The sequence below is a fragment of the Microbacterium sp. Marseille-Q6648 genome, assembly GCF_943181415.1.
Taxonomy (GTDB): Bacteria; Actinomycetota; Actinomycetes; order Actinomycetales; family Microbacteriaceae; genus Microbacterium.
Window position 1 is genome coordinate 252030 of sequence record NZ_CALPBZ010000002.1, and the last position, 16753, is coordinate 268782.

Genomic DNA, 16753 nt, shown 5'->3' on the forward strand with positions numbered 1-16753 from the left:
ATGAGTCATCGCCGTTACGCCGTCGTCGGAGCCGGACACCGCGCCCAGATGTACGTCGACGCGATCACCGGCACGTACGCCGACCGCGCGGTCCTGGCAGCGATCTGCGAGCCGAACCCGGTGCGCGCGGCGTTCCACGTCGATCGCGTCGTGGCGGCAGGTGCGGCGGCGCCCGCCGTCTACGGGCCCGACGACCTCGAGCGGATGATCCGCGACGAGAAGATCGACCGGGTGGTGATCTGCGCCCGCGACGACCTGCACGCGCCGCTCATCGTGCGATCCCTGGATGCCGGCGCCGACGTCGTGGTCGAGAAGCCGCTCACGATCGACGGCCCGAGCGCCGCGGCCATCGAGGACGCGATCGACCGCACCGGCCGCGAGGTCGTCATCACGTTCAACTACCGGTACTCGCCGCGCAACTCGGCCCTGCGCCAGGTCATCCAGGACGGCACGATCGGGCAGGTCACGTCGATCGACTTCTCGTGGATGCTCGACACCAAGCACGGCGCGGACTACTTCCGCCGCTGGCACCGCGACAAGGCGAACTCCGGCGGGCTGCTCGTCCACAAGTCCAGCCATCACTTCGACCTGGTCAACTGGTGGATCCGGTCCAGCCCGCGTCGGGTCTACGCCTCGGGCGGACTGCGGTTCTACGGCGCCGACAACGCCGCCGCGCGCGGCATCACCGGCCGCCCCGCACGCGGCACCCACGACGGGGCCGACGCGTTCGAACTCGACCTCCGCCAGGACGAGCGCCTCGCCGCCCTCTACCTCGACGCCGCTCAGCACGACGGCTACCACCGCGACCTCGACGTCTTCTCCGACGGCATCACGATCGAAGACAACCTGGCCCTCGTCGTGGACTACCTCTCGGGTGCGACGCTGAGCTACTCCCTCAACGCCCACGCGCCATGGGAGGGATACCGCGTCGCCGTCAACGGCACCGAGGGCCGGGCCGAGCTCGATGTCGTCGAGCGCGGCGCCGTCCTCGCCGACGAAGGCCTCCACCCCGTGCTCGATCCCAGCGCCGTCGACGCCGGCGGGTCCGGGTCGCTGCGCCCCGAGGGGGAGCGCCTCATCGTCCAGCGCCACTGGGAGGCGCCGTACGAGGTGCAGATCGAGAACCTCGCCGGAGGCCACGGCGGTGGCGACCGCCTGCTCCTGGCCGACGTGTTCGAAGGCCACGGCGACGACCCGCTCGCGCGCCCCGCCGACTGGCGCGACGGGGTGCGCTCCATCGCCGTCGGCATCGCCGGCAACCGCTCGCTCGCCACCGGCCTCCCCGTCGAGATCGCCGATCTCGGCATCCGCTTCCTCTGTGAGGATGCCGCACCCGCCGCTGCCGGCACCGCCGGCCCTTCCGCCGCGGCGCACTCGTGAGCCGCATCGTCGTCACCGGAGGTGCCGGTCGCCTCGGCCGCAGCCTCGTCGCGGGCCTCGCGGCGGTCGGCCACGAGATCGTCAGCCTCGACCGTGCGGTGTCGCAGGCCGCTGAGCTCGACGGGATCGAACAGGTGGCCGTCGACCTCACCGACGCCGAAGCCGCGTCACGCGCCGTGGCAGCGACCCGTGCGGACGCACTCGTCCACCTGGCGGCGATCGCGGTGCCCTTCAGCGCACCCGAGGACGTGATCCTGCGCACCAACGCGGCGCTCGCGCTCAACACCGTCGGCGCAGCGGTCGCGGCCGGCATCTCCCGCATCGTGACGGCGTCGAGCCCCACGGTCCTCGGCTACGGCGCCCCCGCCGGGTGGCTTCCCGACCGGTTCCCCCTGGACGAGGACATTGCACCGCGGCCGTGGAACGCGTACGCCCTGTCGAAGCTTCTGGCCGAGCAGACCATCGCGATGTTCGCGCGGCAGACCGGCGAGGCCACGCGCTTCGCCGCCTTCCGGCCCTGCTACGTCATCGCGCCGGAGGAATGGGCGGGAGCGCCGACGCAGCAGGGTCACACGGTGCGCGAACGTCTCGCCGACCCCGCCCTCTCGGCGCCGGCGCTGTTCAACTACGTCGACGCCCGCGACGTCGCCTCGTTCGTCGACACGCTGCTCGAGGCGCTCCCCCACATCCCGAACGCCGAGGTCTTCTTCGTCGGCGCCGACGACGCCCTCGCCCGCGAACCGCTCGCCGACCTGCTGCCGCGGTTCGTCCCCGGCAGCGCCGACCTCGCCGCCGGGCTGACCGGCACCGCACCTGCGTTCTCGAACGCCAAAGCCCGGCGGGTGCTCGGCTGGTCGCCCGCCCACACGTGGCGCACCGCCCTGGACGAGACGGCCGCCACGGCCGTGGACCCCGACCGAAAGGACGTGCTGGCGTGAACTTCGACGGCATCCTCTTCTTCCCCGTCACGCCCTTCGACGCCGCTGGCCGCGTCGACGACGAGCTGCTGCACACCCACGTCGCCACGACTCTCGAGCATGCCCCGGGCGGGGTGTTCCCCGCGTGCGGAACCGGCGAGTTCCACGCGCTGTCGGCTGACGAAGCCGCACATGTCGTGCGCGTGGCGGCCGAGACGGTGTCCGGCCGCGTACCGGTCGTCGCCGGCACCGGCGGCCCGCTCGGTCACGCCACGGCCCTCGCCCGCGCGGCGGCGGACGCGGGGGCCGATGCACTGCTCGTGCTGCCGCCCTACCTCGTCGGCGGTCCGCAGGCGGGGCTCGTGGCCTATGTCGAGGCTGTCGCCGCGGCATCCGATCTTCCCGTCGTCATCTACCACCGCGGCACCGCCCAGTACTCGGTCGAGTCGGTGCGCACCCTGGCGCGCAACCCGAAAGTGGTCGGCTTCAAGGACGGCGTCGGCGACGTCGGTCTCGCGCAGCAGATCGTGCGCGCGGTCGCCGCTGAAGGGCGCGAGGACTTCGCGTTCTTCAACGGTCTGCTCACCGCCGAGCTCACCCAGGGCGCGTACCGCGGCATCGGCATCCCGCTGTACTCGTCGGCCGCCTTCGCGATGATCCCCGCGGTGGCGAACGCCTACTACCGGGCGTACGTCGACGGCGACGAGACCCGCAGAGCCGCGCTCCTGGACGGGTTCTACTCGCCGCTCGTGCGCCTGCGCGACGAGACGCCCGGGTTCGGTGTGTCGCTCATCAAGGCCGGCCTGCGGCTGTCGGGCCTGCCGGTCGGTCCGGTGCGCGCCCCGCTGATGGACCCCACGCCGGCGCAGGAAGCCCGGCTGGCCGAGATCCTCGAGGCCGGGCGCGCGCTGCTGTGATCACGATCCGCTCCCTCGACGCCCGCCTCGTGCGCGTGCCGCTCACGCGTCCGTGGGCGGCGGATGTCACGTCGGTCGGCGTGATCGCCACGCACGTGGTGCGCTCGGACGGCGCCGAGGGCTGGGGCTTCTCGTGGACTCCCCAGATCGGCGCCGAGGCGGTGCTCGCGCTGCTGCAGCACGACATCCCGCGCTTCGCCGTCGGCGGACCGGGCGAACCGGGCGAGGGCTGGCTGCCCGCATGGCGGCACCTGCACGAGGCCGGGGGCGGCGGTCTCACGACGATCGCCCTCGCGGGACTCGACCTGGCGCTGTGGGATGCCGCGTGCCGCAGCGACGGCTCGTCCCTCACCGGCTTCCTCCGCGCACCCCGCACCCGCGCCCGCGCGTACGGCAGCGGGGTGAACCTGCACTACTCGGCCGACGAGCTCGTCGCGCAGACGCAGCGGTGGGTGGATGCGGGGTTCGATGCCGTCAAGGTCAAGGTCGGCAAGCCCGACGTGGCCGAGGACCTCGACCGGCTCCGCGCGGTCCGCGAGGTGCTCGGTCCCGACCGTGCGCTCATGATCGACGCCAACCAGCGCTGGGAACTCGATCGCGCGACCGCATCGCTCGAGGTGCTCGCCGAGGTGTCTCCGGCCTGGATCGAGGAGCCGCTGCGCGCGGACGATCTGTACGGACACACCGAACTGGCCCGGCGATTGACGTCGTCCAGCGGCATCCCGATCGCCCTCGGCGAGAACCTGCACACGGTCTACCGCTTCGACGAGTTCCTGCGCGCCGGCGCGGTGCAGATCGTGCAGCCGAACGTCGTGCGCGTCGGCGGCATCACCCCGTTCCTGGGCATCGCCGCGATCGCCGCCGAGTACGGCGCCGCGCTGCACCCCCATCTGCTGCCCGAGTTGTCGGGTCAGCTCGCGCTGAGCCTGCGGCCGGTCCCGGGCGTGGCCGAACCGATGGTCGAGGATGTCGAGGACGCCGGGTTCGGCGCGCTCGGGGCCCTCGCCGACCCGTCACCCGTGTCCATCTCCGACGGCGCACTGACCGAGGTGCCGCACGTCGGTCTCGGCATCCGATTCTCATGATGCGAGCCGTCACGCCCGTCGCCCTCTGCTCCACCGAGCCGACACAGCCGACGGCTCACCACCCTCCCCGCGTCCCGCCGACCTCCCGGAAGGAACCCGCATGACCACCACGACCGAGCAGCTCGACCAGTACGCCGCCGCGGCCGAGGCCGCCGCCCCGGTCTGGCGGGCGGCGAGCGCCGCCGAGCGCGCGACGTGGCTGCGCGCAGCGGCCGACGCCCTCGACGCCCACGCCGACGACCTCGTCGCGATCGCCGACGCCGAAACGCGGCTGGGCGGGACCCGACTGCGCGGCGAGGTCGGTCGCACGACCGGCCAGCTGCGCCTGTTCGCCACGGTCGTCGAGGAGGGCTCGTACCTCGAGCTCACCGTCGACGACGCGGATGCCGGCGCGACGCCCCCTCGACCCGAGCTGCGACGCATGCTCACCGGAGTCGGGCCGGTCGCGGTGTTCTCGGCGTCGAACTTCCCGTTCGCGTTCTCGGTGGCCGGGGGCGACACCGCCTCGGCCCTCGCCGCGGGGAACCCGGTCATCGTCAAGGCGCACTCCGGGCACCCGCGGCTCTCTGCGCGGACCGCCGAGATCGTCGCCGACGCGCTCGTGGCCGCCGGCGCGCCGGCGGGTTCGCTCGCACTGGTCGAAGGCCGCGAGGCCGGGAACGCCCTCGTGCAGCATCCGGTCATCCAGGCGGCCGGGTTCACCGGCTCGCTCGGCGGGGGACGCGCCCTGTTCGATCTGGCGTCGGGGCGCCCCGACCCGATCCCGTTCTACGGCGAGCTCGGAAGCGTCAATCCCGTCGTGGTGACCGCCGCGGCGGTCGCCGCTCGCGGCGACGCGCTCGCGCAGGGCCTCGTGGGCTCCTTCACCCTCGGCATCGGGCAGTTCTGCACCAAGCCCGGGGTCGTCTTCGTGCCGCGGGGCGCCGGCTTCGAGGACCTGGTCGCCACGCTCGTGCCGAGCACGGCCGGCGGACCGCTGCTGACCGACCGGATCACGGCCGCCTTCCCCGAGGGCATCGCACACCTCGAGGCCGACGCGTCGGTCGAGGTGCTCGCCCACGGCGCACCCGCCGAGGACGGATCGGCGCGGCCGATCGTGCTGACCACGGATGCCGCGGCTGTCGCGGCACGCCCCGAGACGCTTCTGGAGGAGTGCTTCGGGCCGGTCACCCTGCTCGTGCGCTACGACGGGGCCGACGATCTGCTCGCCGCCCTCCGCGCGGTGCCCGGCTCGCTCACCGCCACGATCCACAGCGAGGAGGAGGACGACGTCGCCGACGTGCTCGCGCTGCTGGAGCGCCGCGCGGGGCGCGTGCTGTTCGCCGGCTGGCCGACCGGTGTCGCGGTCACGTGGTCGCAGCACCACGGGGGCCCCTGGCCGGCGACGACCTCGCTGCACACCTCGGTCGGCGCCACCGCGATCCGCCGCTTCCTGCGCCCGGTGGTCTTCCAGGACGCGCCGCAGCGGCTCCTCCCCGCCGAGCTGCGCGACGACACCCTCAGCCGGCTCCCCCACCGCCGGAACGGTGAGCTGCGCGTGCCCTGATCGAGCAATTCGGCGCGAGGTGCATCCACCGGAGCCCGTCGAGCGGAACACATGGTGTCGGCATCAGCCGCACCCCCGCAACGAAGGAGCACTCCGATGAAGAAGTCACGTCTCGCCGTCGCCACCGCCGCCACCGCGGTCGCCGCCCTCGCATTCAGCGCCGCGCCCGCCTACGCGGACGACCACGACTCGATCGTCGACATCGCGATCGCCGCCTCCGGCGGTGGCGCACCGGATGACAACCCCAACGACTACGACCTGCTCGTACAGGCGGTCATCTACGCCGAGCTGGTCGAGGTTCTCGACGACCCGAACGCCTCGCTCACCGTGTTCGCTCCCACCGACGCCGCGTTCCTCAAGCTCGTGACCGACCTCACCGGCACGGCGCCGGCGAGCGAGGCCGACGCGCTGACCACGATCGCCACGGCGTTCTCGCCGGCCGAGGTCGGGAACATCCTGCTCTACCACGCCGTCGGCGGCGAGGTCACCTTCCCGGGCGCCGTCCGCGCCGGCACGATCGAGATGGCCAACGGCGGAGCGGTCACCGTGCGCGGCGTCAACCTCGTCGACGAGTCGCCCGCGCTCACCGACCCGAAGATCGTCGTGAAGGCCTCCAACATCCAGGCCTCGAACGGCGTCATCCACACGATCGACCGGGTGCTGGTCCCCGGCAGCTGACGCTCGCCACGGGGCGGGCGGCGAGTGCAAGGCGTCGCCCGCCCCGTCCGTGTGCCGGCCGCCTGACGGGCACGCACGTGGAGCGGTCGACCGGTCGGAAGACGGGCAGGCCGGGGTCGGGGCGGCCCGCGGTCGGCCGGGCCGGGTGACGGGCAGGCCGGGTCGGGGCGGCCCGTACCGCCGCCAGCCGCTCAGCCCGGGTCCCGGCCGGGTCGGGTCGGCTCAGGTGACGGTCAGGCCGGCTTCTGCGCGAGAAGCGCTCCGGCCTCCCGCAGCCAGCGTGCGGGATCGGCCATCGCGGCCTCGGCCGACCCGGCGAGCACGGTGAGCGAGACGGATGCCGCGAACCCCGCCGCGTCGGCATCGGGCGCGATCCGCCCCGCCACCAGCGCGACCGCCGTCGCCGAACGATCGGCGAGCTCCGCGATGCGAGCCGGGACCTTTCCGGCCGCCGACTGACCGTCGAACGAGCCCTCGCCGGTGACCACGAGATCCGCCTCCTCCAGCGCGGCGGGGAGCCCGATGAGATCGGCGACCGCGGTCGAGCCGGGGACCAGCTGCGCACCCCAGGCGAGCAGGCCGAAGCCGGTGCCGCCTGCGGCACCGGCGCCGGGAGTCTGAGGGTCTGCCGGCAGGAGGCGGGCGAGGTGGGCGAGCGCGCGGTCCGTCGCAGGGATGTCGGCGTCCGTCAGCCCCTTCTGCGGCCCGAAGACCGCGGCGGCTCCGCGCTCGCCGAGGAGCGGATTCGTCACGTCGCTGAGGACATGCGCGCCCCCGGCGGGCAGGGGTGCGAGGCATGAGAGGTCCGCGTGCACGACTGCGCCCATCCCGCGGGCGCCGGGCGCAAGGGGTTCGCCCGCGGCATCCGTGAATCGTGCGCCGAGCGCGGTCAGCATGCCGACACCGCCGTCGGTGGAGGCGCTCGAGCCGATCCCGAGCACCAGGCGCGAGACGCCGTGTGCGAGGGCCGCGGCGATCGCCTCGCCGAACCCGCGGGTGTCGGCGTCGAAGGGGCGGAGCCGCGGCGGTGTGCCGAGCAGTTCGATGCCGCTCGTGGACGCCAGCTCCACGACGGCGGTTCCGGCGGGGGTGTCGGCGGTCGGCGGCAACAGCAGCCACCATGCCGCGACCGGTGTCCCCTCGGGCCCGGTGACGGTCACCGGCATGCGGCGGGCCCCGGGAACGGCGGCGGCGAAAGCGTCGAGCGTGCCCTCGCCTCCGTCCGCCATGGGCAGAGCGCGCAGCCGGGCGGCGGGGTCGACCGAGCGCCAGCCCTCGGCGAGGGCGGCCGCCGCCGCTGCCGCACCGATCGTGCCCTTGAAGCTGTCGGGGGCGAGGACGATGGTGCGCGGCATCCCCCCATTGTCCCCGAAATGGCGGGAAAGCGCTATCCCGCCTGGGATAGGGTCGAGGCATGCCCCACGCCCTCATCGCCGTCGGCACCGGACAGTACGCCGACCCCTGGCACCCCTACGAGGCGACCGGCGCCGCGGTCGCCACGATCCTGCGCGACGACGGCTGGACCGTCGACATCGACGACGACGTCGACCGTGCCCTCACCCGGCTGGGCGATGTCGACCTCCTCGTGGTGTCGGCGGGCGACCCGTGGCGGAACCCCGGCGACGGACCGGACGCCGCGATCACTCCCCCGGCGGCCGCAACCGAGGGACTGCACGCCGCCCTGGAGCGCGGCATCGGCATCCTTGCCCTGCACAGCGCGACGGCCTCGCTGCGCGACTACCCCGCCTACCGCGCGGCCATCGGCGGTGAGTGGCGGCCCGGAACGTCGTGGCACCCCCCCCCCCGGCCGGCGCGGGTCGCCGTCGCGGCATCCCCCCCCCTCGTGGCCGGGCTCGACGAGATCGCGGCGACGGACGAGCTCTACAGCGACCTCATCGTGGACACCGACCTCGAGGTGCTCGTCGCGCACGAACTGGGGGGCACGCGGCATCCGCTCGTCTGGGTCCGCGAGGCGCCCGCCCGGGCGGTCGTCTCGGCCTTCGGACACGACGCCCGCGCATACGACTCGCCGGACGTGCAGCGCCTCATCCGGCAGTCCGCCGACTGGGCGGGCCGACGCGCGCGCGGCTGACCGGGCACAATGGATGCCGACCCCCACCGTGATCCGAGGAGACCCATGTCCTGGCTCGTCACCGGAGGCGCCGGCTACATCGGCGCCCACGTCGTCCGCGCACTCGCCGCCGCCGGCCTCCCGCCCGTCGTCCTGGACGACCTCTCGAGCGGACACGAGGGCTTCGTGCCCGAGGGCGTGCCGCTCGTGCGCGGCTCGATCCTGGACCGCGACCTCGTCGAGCGGACGCTGCGCGAGCACGAGGTCGAGGGGGTCATCCACGTCGCCGGCTTCAAGTACGCGGGGGTCTCGGTCACCCGCCCGCTGCACACGTACGAGCAGAACGTCGACGGCACGCGCGTCGTACTCGAGGCGATGGCCGCAGCCGGCGTGAGCAGGATCGTCTTCTCGTCCAGCGCCGCCGTCTACGGCACGCCCGACGTGGAGCTCGTCACCGAGGATCTGCCCAAGCGGCCCGCGTCGCCGTACGGCGAGTCCAAGCTGATCGGCGAGTGGCTGATCCGCGACCAGGCGGTCGCGACCGCCGGCACCGAGGCGCCGCTTCGCCACACGTCGCTGCGGTACTTCAACGTCGTCGGCTCCGGCGACCCGTCGGTCTACGACACCAGCCCCCACAACCTCTTCCCCCTCGTGTTCGAGGCTCTCGTCGCGGGGCGCACCCCGAAGATCTTCGGCGACGACTACGACACTCCCGACGGAACGAACGTGCGCGACTACGTGCACGTGGCCGACATCGCCGCCGCCCACGTGGTCGCCGCCCAGCGGATGGTCGCCGGCGAGCCCGTCGAGGCCGCCTACAACCTCGGTTCGCAGAACGGCCTGTCGGTCCGCGAGATCATGGACGCGATGGCCCGCGTCACCGGCATCGACTTCGTGCCCGAGATCGGTCCGCGCCGTGCCGGCGACCCCGACCGCATCGTGGCCACAGGCGACCTCGCGGCACGCGACCTCGACTGGGCGAACCGCTACTCCGTCGACGAGATGGTCCGCAGTGGCTGGGAGGCCCGCCGCACCGCCTCCTGACCCCCGCCGTTGCGGGGGCGCGTGCGCACGCCGCCCCCGCGTGCGTGAAACTCCCGCTCGGGTGTGACACGTGCGCACGCGGCACGGTAGGCGCTGGGCTCGGCGGGCCGTGGGGCGCCGGGGCGCGTGCGCACGCCGCCCCCGCGTGCGTGAAACTCCCGCTCGGGTGTGACACGTGCGCACGCGGCACGCCAGGGCCGGGCTCGGCGGCCGTCAGCGCGGGGCGGCGGTGCTCCCGCGCACGATGAGCGTCGTCGGCACCGTCTCGGCTCCGACGGCCCCGCCAGCCTCGATACCCGCCACCAGCGCCGCGACGGCCCGCTCGCCGAGCAGGTCGAAGTCCTGCCGCACCGTCGTCAGCGGCGGACGGTACTGCGCGGCATCCGCAACATCGTCGAAGCCGACCACGCTCACCGCACGGGGGGTGTCGCGCCCGGTCTCGGCGAGGGCACGCAGCATACCCAGCGCCATCTGGTCGTTCGCGACGAAGACCGCGGTGGCATCGGCGGGCAGGGCGAGCCCCGCGAGATAGCCCGACCCCGCAGTCCAATCACCGCGAAGAAGAGCGGATGCCGGGGCTCCGACCGCGGCGAGGGCCTCACGCCAGCCCCGCTCACGCTCGGCAGCAGCGAACGACGAGCCCGGTCCCGCCACGTGGTGCACCGTGCGGTGGCCGAGGGCGCTCAGGTGCTCGACCGCGAGGCGCGCTCCCCCGGCGTGGTCGGACTGGACGATCGAGAATCGCGGGTCGGGGGGCGAGTCGACGACGACGAGCTGCAGCCCGGCCGGCGCCTCGGCCCCGGTCGCCAGGGCCGTGGCCTCGTTGAGCACGATCGCGCCATCGGCACCCTGGTCGCGCAGGCGCTCGAACGCGTCGTCGAGGGCGTCGCGTCCGCCCGCGGTGACGACGGTCGTGGCGTACCCGCGCGCGGTCGCAGCATCGGCGACGGCCTGCAGCATCCGGGAGTTGCCCACGGTGGCGAGGGTCGAGACCACGAGCCCGAGGGTCTGCGACCGGCCGGTGCGCAGGGCGCGGGCGGCGCGATGCGGACGGTAGCCGAGCGCGGCCATCGCCGCTTCGACACGATCGCGAGTGGCGGGATCCACACGCGGGCTGCCGGTCACCACGCGCGGCACCGGCTGCCCCCAGACGCCCGCGCGCGCGGCGACATCGGCCATCGACACCCGCCGCTGCGTCATCCGCCCCACCCTCCCTGCCGGATCGCCCGTGGACCACCGCCGTCGCCGCGGCATGAGGATCACAACTCCTGCACCCCCGAGCATGTTGACGTTACCACGGTGCGCTTGCTACCGTGTTGACGTGAACATGCAGGAGTTGCGTTCCCCGGTGCCGACAACGACGCCCCGGCACGCCCGACCCCGCCCCCGGCACACCCGCCGTGACCCCCGGCAACCCCGCCCCCGGCACGCCAGACCCCACCGGGCCCGCACGCCACCCCCCCAGCCGGTCGAGCCCCTCCCCGCCGGCGTCGTCCGACGGGCCACGCGGCTGGCGGACGGCCGCGAGCTGATCTACTTCGACGACCCCGGCACCGCCCTCGGCCCGGACCGCAACGTCGACGCCCGCACCCTCGACGCCCGCCCGGCCACCGCCACGATGCGCCGCGACGTGCTCACCGGCGATTGGATCTCGGTCGCCGCGGCGCGGCAGAACCGGGCGTTCCTCCCGCCCGCCGAGCTCGACCCGCTGGCGCCGCAGACGCCGACGAATCCGTCCGAGATCCCGTCGCGGTACGACGTCGCGGTGTTCGAGAACAAGTCGCCGTCGTTCGGTCCAGCCCTCCGCGAGGCGCACGGCGATCACCCCGCCGCGGACGACGCGCCGCGCGACCTCGCCGACCTCGACGCGCCCGGCCTCGAGCGCACCCGCACCTCCGTCGGCCGCTGCGAGGTGGTGTGCTTCAGTCCTGAGCACTCCGGTTCGTTCGGCACCCAGTCCCCGACCCGCGCGCGCACGGTGATCGAGGCCTGGGCCGACCGCACCGCCGCCTTGTCGGCACTGCCCGGCATCGAGCAGGTGTTCCCGTTCGAGAACCGCGGCGAGGCGATCGGCGTGACGCTGCCGCATCCGCACGGCCAGATCTACGCCTACCCCTACATCACCCCGCGCACGCAGAGCCTGCTGCGCTCCCTCGACCGCGAGGGCGCCGACCTGTTCGCGCGCATCCTCGACGCCGAGCGCGCGTCCGAGCGGGTCATCCTCGCGGGCGAGCACTGGACGGCCTTCGTCCCGTTCGCCGCGCGTTGGCCGATCGAGGTGCACCTGATGCCCCATCGTCATGTCGCCGATCTGTCCGAGACGACGGATGCCGAGCGCGACGAACTCGCACCGCTCTACCTGCGCCTGCTCCGAGGCGTCGACGCCCTGTACGACACGCCGACGCCGTACATCGCCGCGTGGCACCAGGCCCCCGTCCACACCGGACGCGACGCGGTGCGCCTGCACCTGCAGCTGACCAGCCCGCGCCGAGCAGCCGACAAGCTGAAGTTCCTCGCCGGATCCGAGGCGGCCATGGGCGCCTGGATCGGCGACGTCCCGCCCGAGACCTCGGCCGCGCGCCTGCGCGAGGCCGTCGCATCCATCCCCGAGGTGACCGCATGACCGAGACCCCCCGCACCGCGGCCGCCGCGCCCCACGATGCCTCCCGCGATGCCTCCGACCTGTTCTCCGAGCTGACCGGCTCCGACCCGCGAGGTACCTGGTCGGCACCCGGACGCGTCAACCTCATCGGCGAGCACACCGACTACAACGACGGATTCGTTCTGCCGTTCGCCATCCAGCACCGCACCCACGTCGCCCTCGGCACGCGGGCGGACGCCGTCATCCGCGTCGTGTCGACCTTCGACCCGGTCCCGGTCGAGGTGGCGATCGCCGACCTGGGCACGCTCTTCCCCGCCCGTCGCGAAGAGGTCCCGGAGTGGGCGCGCTATCCGCTCGGCGTGGCCTGGGCGGCTCTCGAGGCAGCCGGCCGGGATGCGGCATCCGTCACCGGTGTCGATCTGGCCTTCGCGTCGAACGTGCCGGTCGGTGCGGGACTGTCATCCTCGGCCGCCATCGAGGGCGCCACCGCGGCCGCGCTCGATGACGTGTGGCAGCTGGGGCTGGACCCCGTCGCCCGCGCGCGCGTCGGGCGGACCGCCGAGAACGAGGCCGTCGGCGCCCCCACCGGGATCATGGACCAGATGGCCTCGAACCTCGGCCGCGCCGACGCCGGCATCTTCCTGGACTGCCGCTCGCTCGAGGCCGAGGTGGTCGATCTGGGGTTCACGGCCGCCGGCCTGGAACTGCTCGTGATGGACACCGGCGTCAAGCACTCCCACGCCACCGGCGGCTATGGCGAACGGCGGGCCGCGTGCGAGCGCGGCGCGGCGCTCATGGGCGTGGCCGCCCTGCGCGACCTGACACCGGCCGACCTCGATCGCGCGCGCGGTCTGATGGACGACGTGACCTTCCGGCGGGTCCGCCACGTCGTGACCGAGAACCACCGCGTGCTCGACACCGTCCGCGTGCTCGCGGAGTCGGGCGCGTCGGCGATCGGCGAGCTGCTCGTCGCCTCGCACGCCTCGATGCGCGACGACTTCGAGATCTCGGTGCCCGAGCTCGACACGGCCGTCGAGTCGGCACTTTCCGCGGGAGCCGTCGGCGCGCGCATGACCGGCGGCGGCTTCGGCGGCGCGGCGATCGCACTCGTCGCCCGCGAGCGTGTGGACCGGGTGCGGGATGCCGTCGCGGCGGCCTTCGCGGCATCCGGATTCGCCTCCCCCACCCAGTTCACGGTGAGCCCGTCGGCCGGCGCCGGCCGCGACTGACCCCCGCCTTGTCTCAGGGCGGTCACGCTGGCAGACGCGCCTCGCGAACGCAAGACCTCGCACCCGCGGATGCCGGGGCCTAACGTCGAGGACGGATCGGGTATCTGATCACCCGACCGGAAGGAGCACGCTGTGGCCTACATCACCGTCGGGACCGAGAACTCGGCTGACATCGACCTCTTCTACACCGACCAGGGCTTGGGGCAGCCGGTCGTCCTGATCCACGGCTTCCCCCTGGACGGCGAGTCGTGGGGACGCCAGCAGGCGGCGCTCCTGGACGCCGGTTACCGCGTCATCGCCTACGACCGTCGCGGGTTCGGCGCGTCGAGCAAGGCGGGCACCGGCTACGACTACGACACGTTCGCGGCCGACCTGCACGCCCTCATGGAGGACCTCGATCTGACGGATGCCGTCCTGATCGGCTTCTCGATGGGCACCGGCGAGATCGCCCGTTACCTCAGTCGCTACGGCAGCGCGCGCGTGGCCAAGGCGGCGTTCCTGGGGTCGCTCGAGCCGTTCCTGCTGATCACCGACGACAACCCCGACGGCGCCGGCCCCCAGGACTTCTTCGACGGCATCGCCGCGAAGGTCCACGAGGACCGCTACGGCTTCGTCGCGGAGTTCTTCGGCGACTTCTACAACCTCGACGACAACCTCGGGAAGCGCATCTCGCAGCCCGCGCTGGATGCCAGCATCCAGACCGCCAATCGCGCCGGCAACACCGCGATCGCCGCGGCGCCGCTGACGTGGCCGACCGACTTCCGGCAGGACATCCCGGCCGTGGATGTGCCCGCGCTCATCGTGCACGGCACCGCGGACAACATCCTGCCGATCGACGCCACCGCGCGCCGCTTCAAGGAACTGCTGCCCCAGGCGACGTACGTCGAGATCGAGGGCGCGCCGCACGGGATGCTGCTCACGCACGCCGACGAGGTCAACGAGGCGCTGCTGATGTTCCTGCGCGCCTGACCCGGCTTGGGACGACGCGGGCGCCGGTCGTGGAATAACAACCGTCATTCGGGTTTACTGGGCGCATGGCACAGCGGGGTTCCTACGCCAAGGGCGTGGCGAAGCGCGAGGAGATCCTCGGGCGCGCACTGGACGTCGTGGCCCGCGAGGGGCTGCGGGGCGCGTCGGTGAAGATGATCGCCGACGCGGTCGGTCTGAGCCAGGCGGGGCTGCTGCACTACTTCGACAGCAAGGAGGAGCTCTTCACCGCGATCCTCCGCAAGCGCGACGAACTGGATGCCGCCGCCTACGGCCCCTTCGACGATCCCCACGGCAGCCTCGACGACATCGCGGACGGGTTCCTCCACGTGGTGAGGCACAACGCTGAGGTTCCGGGGCTGGTCCAGCTGTTCGCTCAGCTGTCGGTCGACGCGGCGGACCACACCCACCCCGCGCACGACTGGTTCCTCGAGCGCAGCCGGCACATGCGCGAGGGCACCGCCGCGGCGTTCGCTGCGTCGCAGGAGCGCGGAGCGGCCACCCCCGCCCTTTCGCCCGAGGCGTTCGCGCGCATCCTGCAGGCGGTCTCGGACGGGCTGCAGATCCAGTGGATGCAGGAGCCCGATCTCGACATGGCGGGCGTCATCTCACAGCTGCTCGCCGCACTGGCCCCGTCCTCGGTCGACGCCGCCTCGTCGGACGCGGCCTCTTCCGACCAGGCGGCGTCGCGATGACGTCCCGCAGCGAGCCCCCGGTCGTCCGCACCGCGTCCGGGGAGGTGCGCGGGCGCTGGCGACCCGGCGCCTCCGCGGGGTCCCCGGGCTCGGCGGCGTTCCTCGGCATCCCCTTCGCGCAGGCCCCCGTGGGCGACCTTCGCTTCGCGGCACCGGTTCCGCCCCCGCCCTGGCCGGGGGTGCGGGATGCCGGGGCGTTCGGCGCCACGCCGCAGCGCGGCGACGCGGGCATCACCCTCATCCCCGAGCCGAGCGTCCCGGGCGAGTCCACGCTGAACGTCAACGTCTTCACCCCGCGCCCGGGCGAGGCGGATGCCGCGCTCCCGGTCCTCGTCTACATCCACGGCGGGGGCTTCGTCTCGGGCTCGCCGGCGAGCCCCTGGTACGACGGCGCCGCGTTCGCACGCGACGGCGTCGTCACCGTCACGGTGTCGTACCGGCTGGGGTTCGAGGGATTCGGCTACATCCCCGGCGCGCCCGCCAACCGCGGCGTGCGTGACTGGCTGGCCGCACTGGAGTGGGTGCAGCGGAACATCGCCGCCTTCGGAGGAGACCCCGGCTGCGTCACGATCGCGGGCCAGTCCGCCGGCGGCGGCGCCGTGCTGACGCTTCTCGGGATGCCTGCCGCGCAGCACCTCTTCCACCGCGCGTGGGCGCTGTCGGCGGCTCCCGCGGATGTCGCGCCTGATCGAGCTCGCGCGCTGTCGGCACGGCTCGCCGAGCTCGCGGGCGTCGAGGCCACGCTCGAGGGCTTCGGGTCGGTGTCGGACGAGGCTCTCGCCGCCCTGCAGCAGAAGGCGTCGGCCGCGGCATCGCCGGGTCCGCTCGGCGCCGCGCGCACGCTGCTGTCGCGCGGGCTCTCGTGGGGACCCATGGTCGACGGTGAGCTCGTCGTGCGCCCCGCGGTCGAGCAGATCGCTGCGGGGGTCGGCGCGGACAAGCCGCTCGTGCTGGGATCGACCGACGACGAGTTCACGATGGTGCTCGACGATGCGCCGCGAGCCATCCGGTTCATCCCGCCCGTCCTCGCCCTGCGGCGCCTGAGCCCCCACCGCCCGCGCCTGCGCGAGTACCTCGCCGCCAACGTCGACCGGCGGCGCGAGGGGACGGCGGCGGTGCTCGGCCGCTATATCAGCGACGCGGTGTTCCGATCCCTCGTCGTGCGGGTGGCCGACGCGCGCGGCACCGCGCCGACGTGGGTGTACCGATTCTCGTGGCGGTCGCCGGTGCGCCGGTGGGCGCTCCACTGCCTGGATGTGCCGTTCTGGTTCGACTGCCTCGACGCCGACGGCGTCACCGCGATCGCCGGTGACGAGCCGCCGCCGTCGCTCGCCGCTGCCCTGCACGGCGGCGCCGTCGCCCTGGTGCGTCACGGCGACCCGGGATGGCCGACGTGGACGACGCGGCCCGGCACCACCCGCGTGTTCGGAGGACCGGCATCCGCGCCCGAGGTGATCGAGGACGGATACGCGAGCGTCCGCGCCCTGATCTGAACCCGCGGTAGGCCCCGGGATACGTGCGGTACACACCCCCGAGAAAACGGTTGCTGACGAACGGGAGTCGTGTTAGGTTCTGGGAAACCGGTTACTGGAGCACCGCAGA

The 16753-nt window shown here is 73.6% G+C and carries 15 protein-coding genes; 13 read left to right on the plus strand and 2 right to left on the minus strand.

What is annotated here, in order from left to right:
- From NFR93_RS08730 to NFR93_RS08755, 6 genes are all read left to right on the plus strand, one after another.
- A complete protein-coding gene (locus NFR93_RS08730) occupies window positions 1-1380 on the plus strand; it encodes a Gfo/Idh/MocA family protein (protein ID WP_251452113.1) in 1380 nt (459 codons plus the stop codon).
- Window positions 1377-2318 (plus strand): NAD-dependent epimerase/dehydratase family protein, encoded by a 942-nt coding sequence (locus tag NFR93_RS08735; protein WP_251452114.1) that lies wholly within the window; start codon window positions 1377-1379, stop codon window positions 2316-2318. The genes NFR93_RS08730 and NFR93_RS08735 overlap by 4 nt, the downstream gene beginning before the upstream one ends.
- Complete coding sequence (locus NFR93_RS08740) at window positions 2315-3214, plus strand: 5-dehydro-4-deoxyglucarate dehydratase (RefSeq protein ID WP_251452115.1); 900 nt, start codon at window positions 2315-2317, stop codon at window positions 3212-3214. The genes NFR93_RS08735 and NFR93_RS08740 overlap by 4 nt, the downstream gene beginning before the upstream one ends.
- Window positions 3211-4299, plus strand: coding sequence for a mandelate racemase/muconate lactonizing enzyme family protein (locus NFR93_RS08745; RefSeq protein ID WP_251452117.1), 1089 nt, complete (start codon window positions 3211-3213; stop codon window positions 4297-4299). The genes NFR93_RS08740 and NFR93_RS08745 overlap by 4 nt, the downstream gene beginning before the upstream one ends.
- 100 nt (window positions 4300-4399) lie before the next feature.
- Complete coding sequence (locus NFR93_RS08750) at window positions 4400-5845, plus strand: aldehyde dehydrogenase (NADP(+)) (RefSeq protein ID WP_251452119.1); 1446 nt, start codon at window positions 4400-4402, stop codon at window positions 5843-5845.
- Between the two features lie 96 nt (window positions 5846-5941).
- Window positions 5942-6523, plus strand: a complete 582-nt coding sequence (locus tag NFR93_RS08755) for a fasciclin domain-containing protein (RefSeq protein ID WP_251452121.1) — start codon at window positions 5942-5944, stop codon at window positions 6521-6523.
- Between the two features lie 233 nt (window positions 6524-6756).
- Here the strand turns inward: NFR93_RS08755 and NFR93_RS08760 are convergent, their stop codons facing one another.
- The gene (locus NFR93_RS08760; RefSeq protein ID WP_251452123.1) at window positions 6757-7878 is read right to left on the minus strand and encodes a glycerate kinase; all 1122 of its coding nucleotides are present in this window, start codon (window positions 7876-7878) and stop codon (window positions 6757-6759) included.
- Between the two features lie 59 nt (window positions 7879-7937).
- Between NFR93_RS08760 and NFR93_RS08765 the strand changes: the two genes are divergently transcribed.
- On the plus strand, window positions 7938-8615 hold the full coding sequence (locus tag NFR93_RS08765) for a ThuA domain-containing protein (RefSeq protein WP_251452125.1): 678 nt from the start codon (window positions 7938-7940) through the stop codon (window positions 8613-8615).
- Window positions 8616-8660: 45 nt separating this feature from the next.
- On the plus strand, window positions 8661-9638 hold the full coding sequence (gene galE / locus NFR93_RS08770; protein ID WP_251452126.1) for a UDP-glucose 4-epimerase GalE: 978 nt from the start codon (window positions 8661-8663) through the stop codon (window positions 9636-9638).
- Window positions 9639-9851: 213 nt separating this feature from the next.
- Here galE and NFR93_RS08775 read toward each other — a convergent pair whose 3' ends face one another.
- Window positions 9852-10838, minus strand: coding sequence for a LacI family DNA-binding transcriptional regulator (locus NFR93_RS08775; protein ID WP_251452128.1), 987 nt, complete (start codon window positions 10836-10838; stop codon window positions 9852-9854).
- 121 nt (window positions 10839-10959) lie between these two features.
- On the opposite strand from NFR93_RS08775, the gene galT reads away from it, so the two are divergent.
- The 5 genes from galT to NFR93_RS08800 all read left to right on the plus strand — a co-directional run bounded on the left by galT (window position 10960) and on the right by NFR93_RS08800 (window position 16644).
- A complete protein-coding gene (gene galT, locus NFR93_RS08780) occupies window positions 10960-12261 on the plus strand; it encodes a galactose-1-phosphate uridylyltransferase (protein ID WP_251452129.1) in 1302 nt (433 codons plus the stop codon).
- Window positions 12258-13469, plus strand: a complete 1212-nt coding sequence (gene galK, locus NFR93_RS08785) for a galactokinase (RefSeq protein ID WP_251452130.1) — start codon at window positions 12258-12260, stop codon at window positions 13467-13469. Before galT ends, galK begins: the two co-directional genes overlap by 4 nt.
- A 132-nt stretch (window positions 13470-13601) precedes the next feature.
- Window positions 13602-14438, plus strand: coding sequence for an alpha/beta fold hydrolase (locus NFR93_RS08790; protein ID WP_251452132.1), 837 nt, complete (start codon window positions 13602-13604; stop codon window positions 14436-14438).
- Window positions 14439-14503: 65 nt separating this feature from the next.
- Window positions 14504-15151, plus strand: coding sequence for a TetR/AcrR family transcriptional regulator (locus NFR93_RS08795; protein ID WP_251452134.1), 648 nt, complete (start codon window positions 14504-14506; stop codon window positions 15149-15151).
- Window positions 15148-16644: a carboxylesterase/lipase family protein gene (locus NFR93_RS08800; RefSeq protein WP_251452143.1), complete on the plus strand. Its 1497-nt coding sequence runs from the start codon at window positions 15148-15150 to the stop codon at window positions 16642-16644. Before NFR93_RS08795 ends, NFR93_RS08800 begins: the two co-directional genes overlap by 4 nt.
- Window positions 16645-16753: the final 109 nt, after the last annotated feature.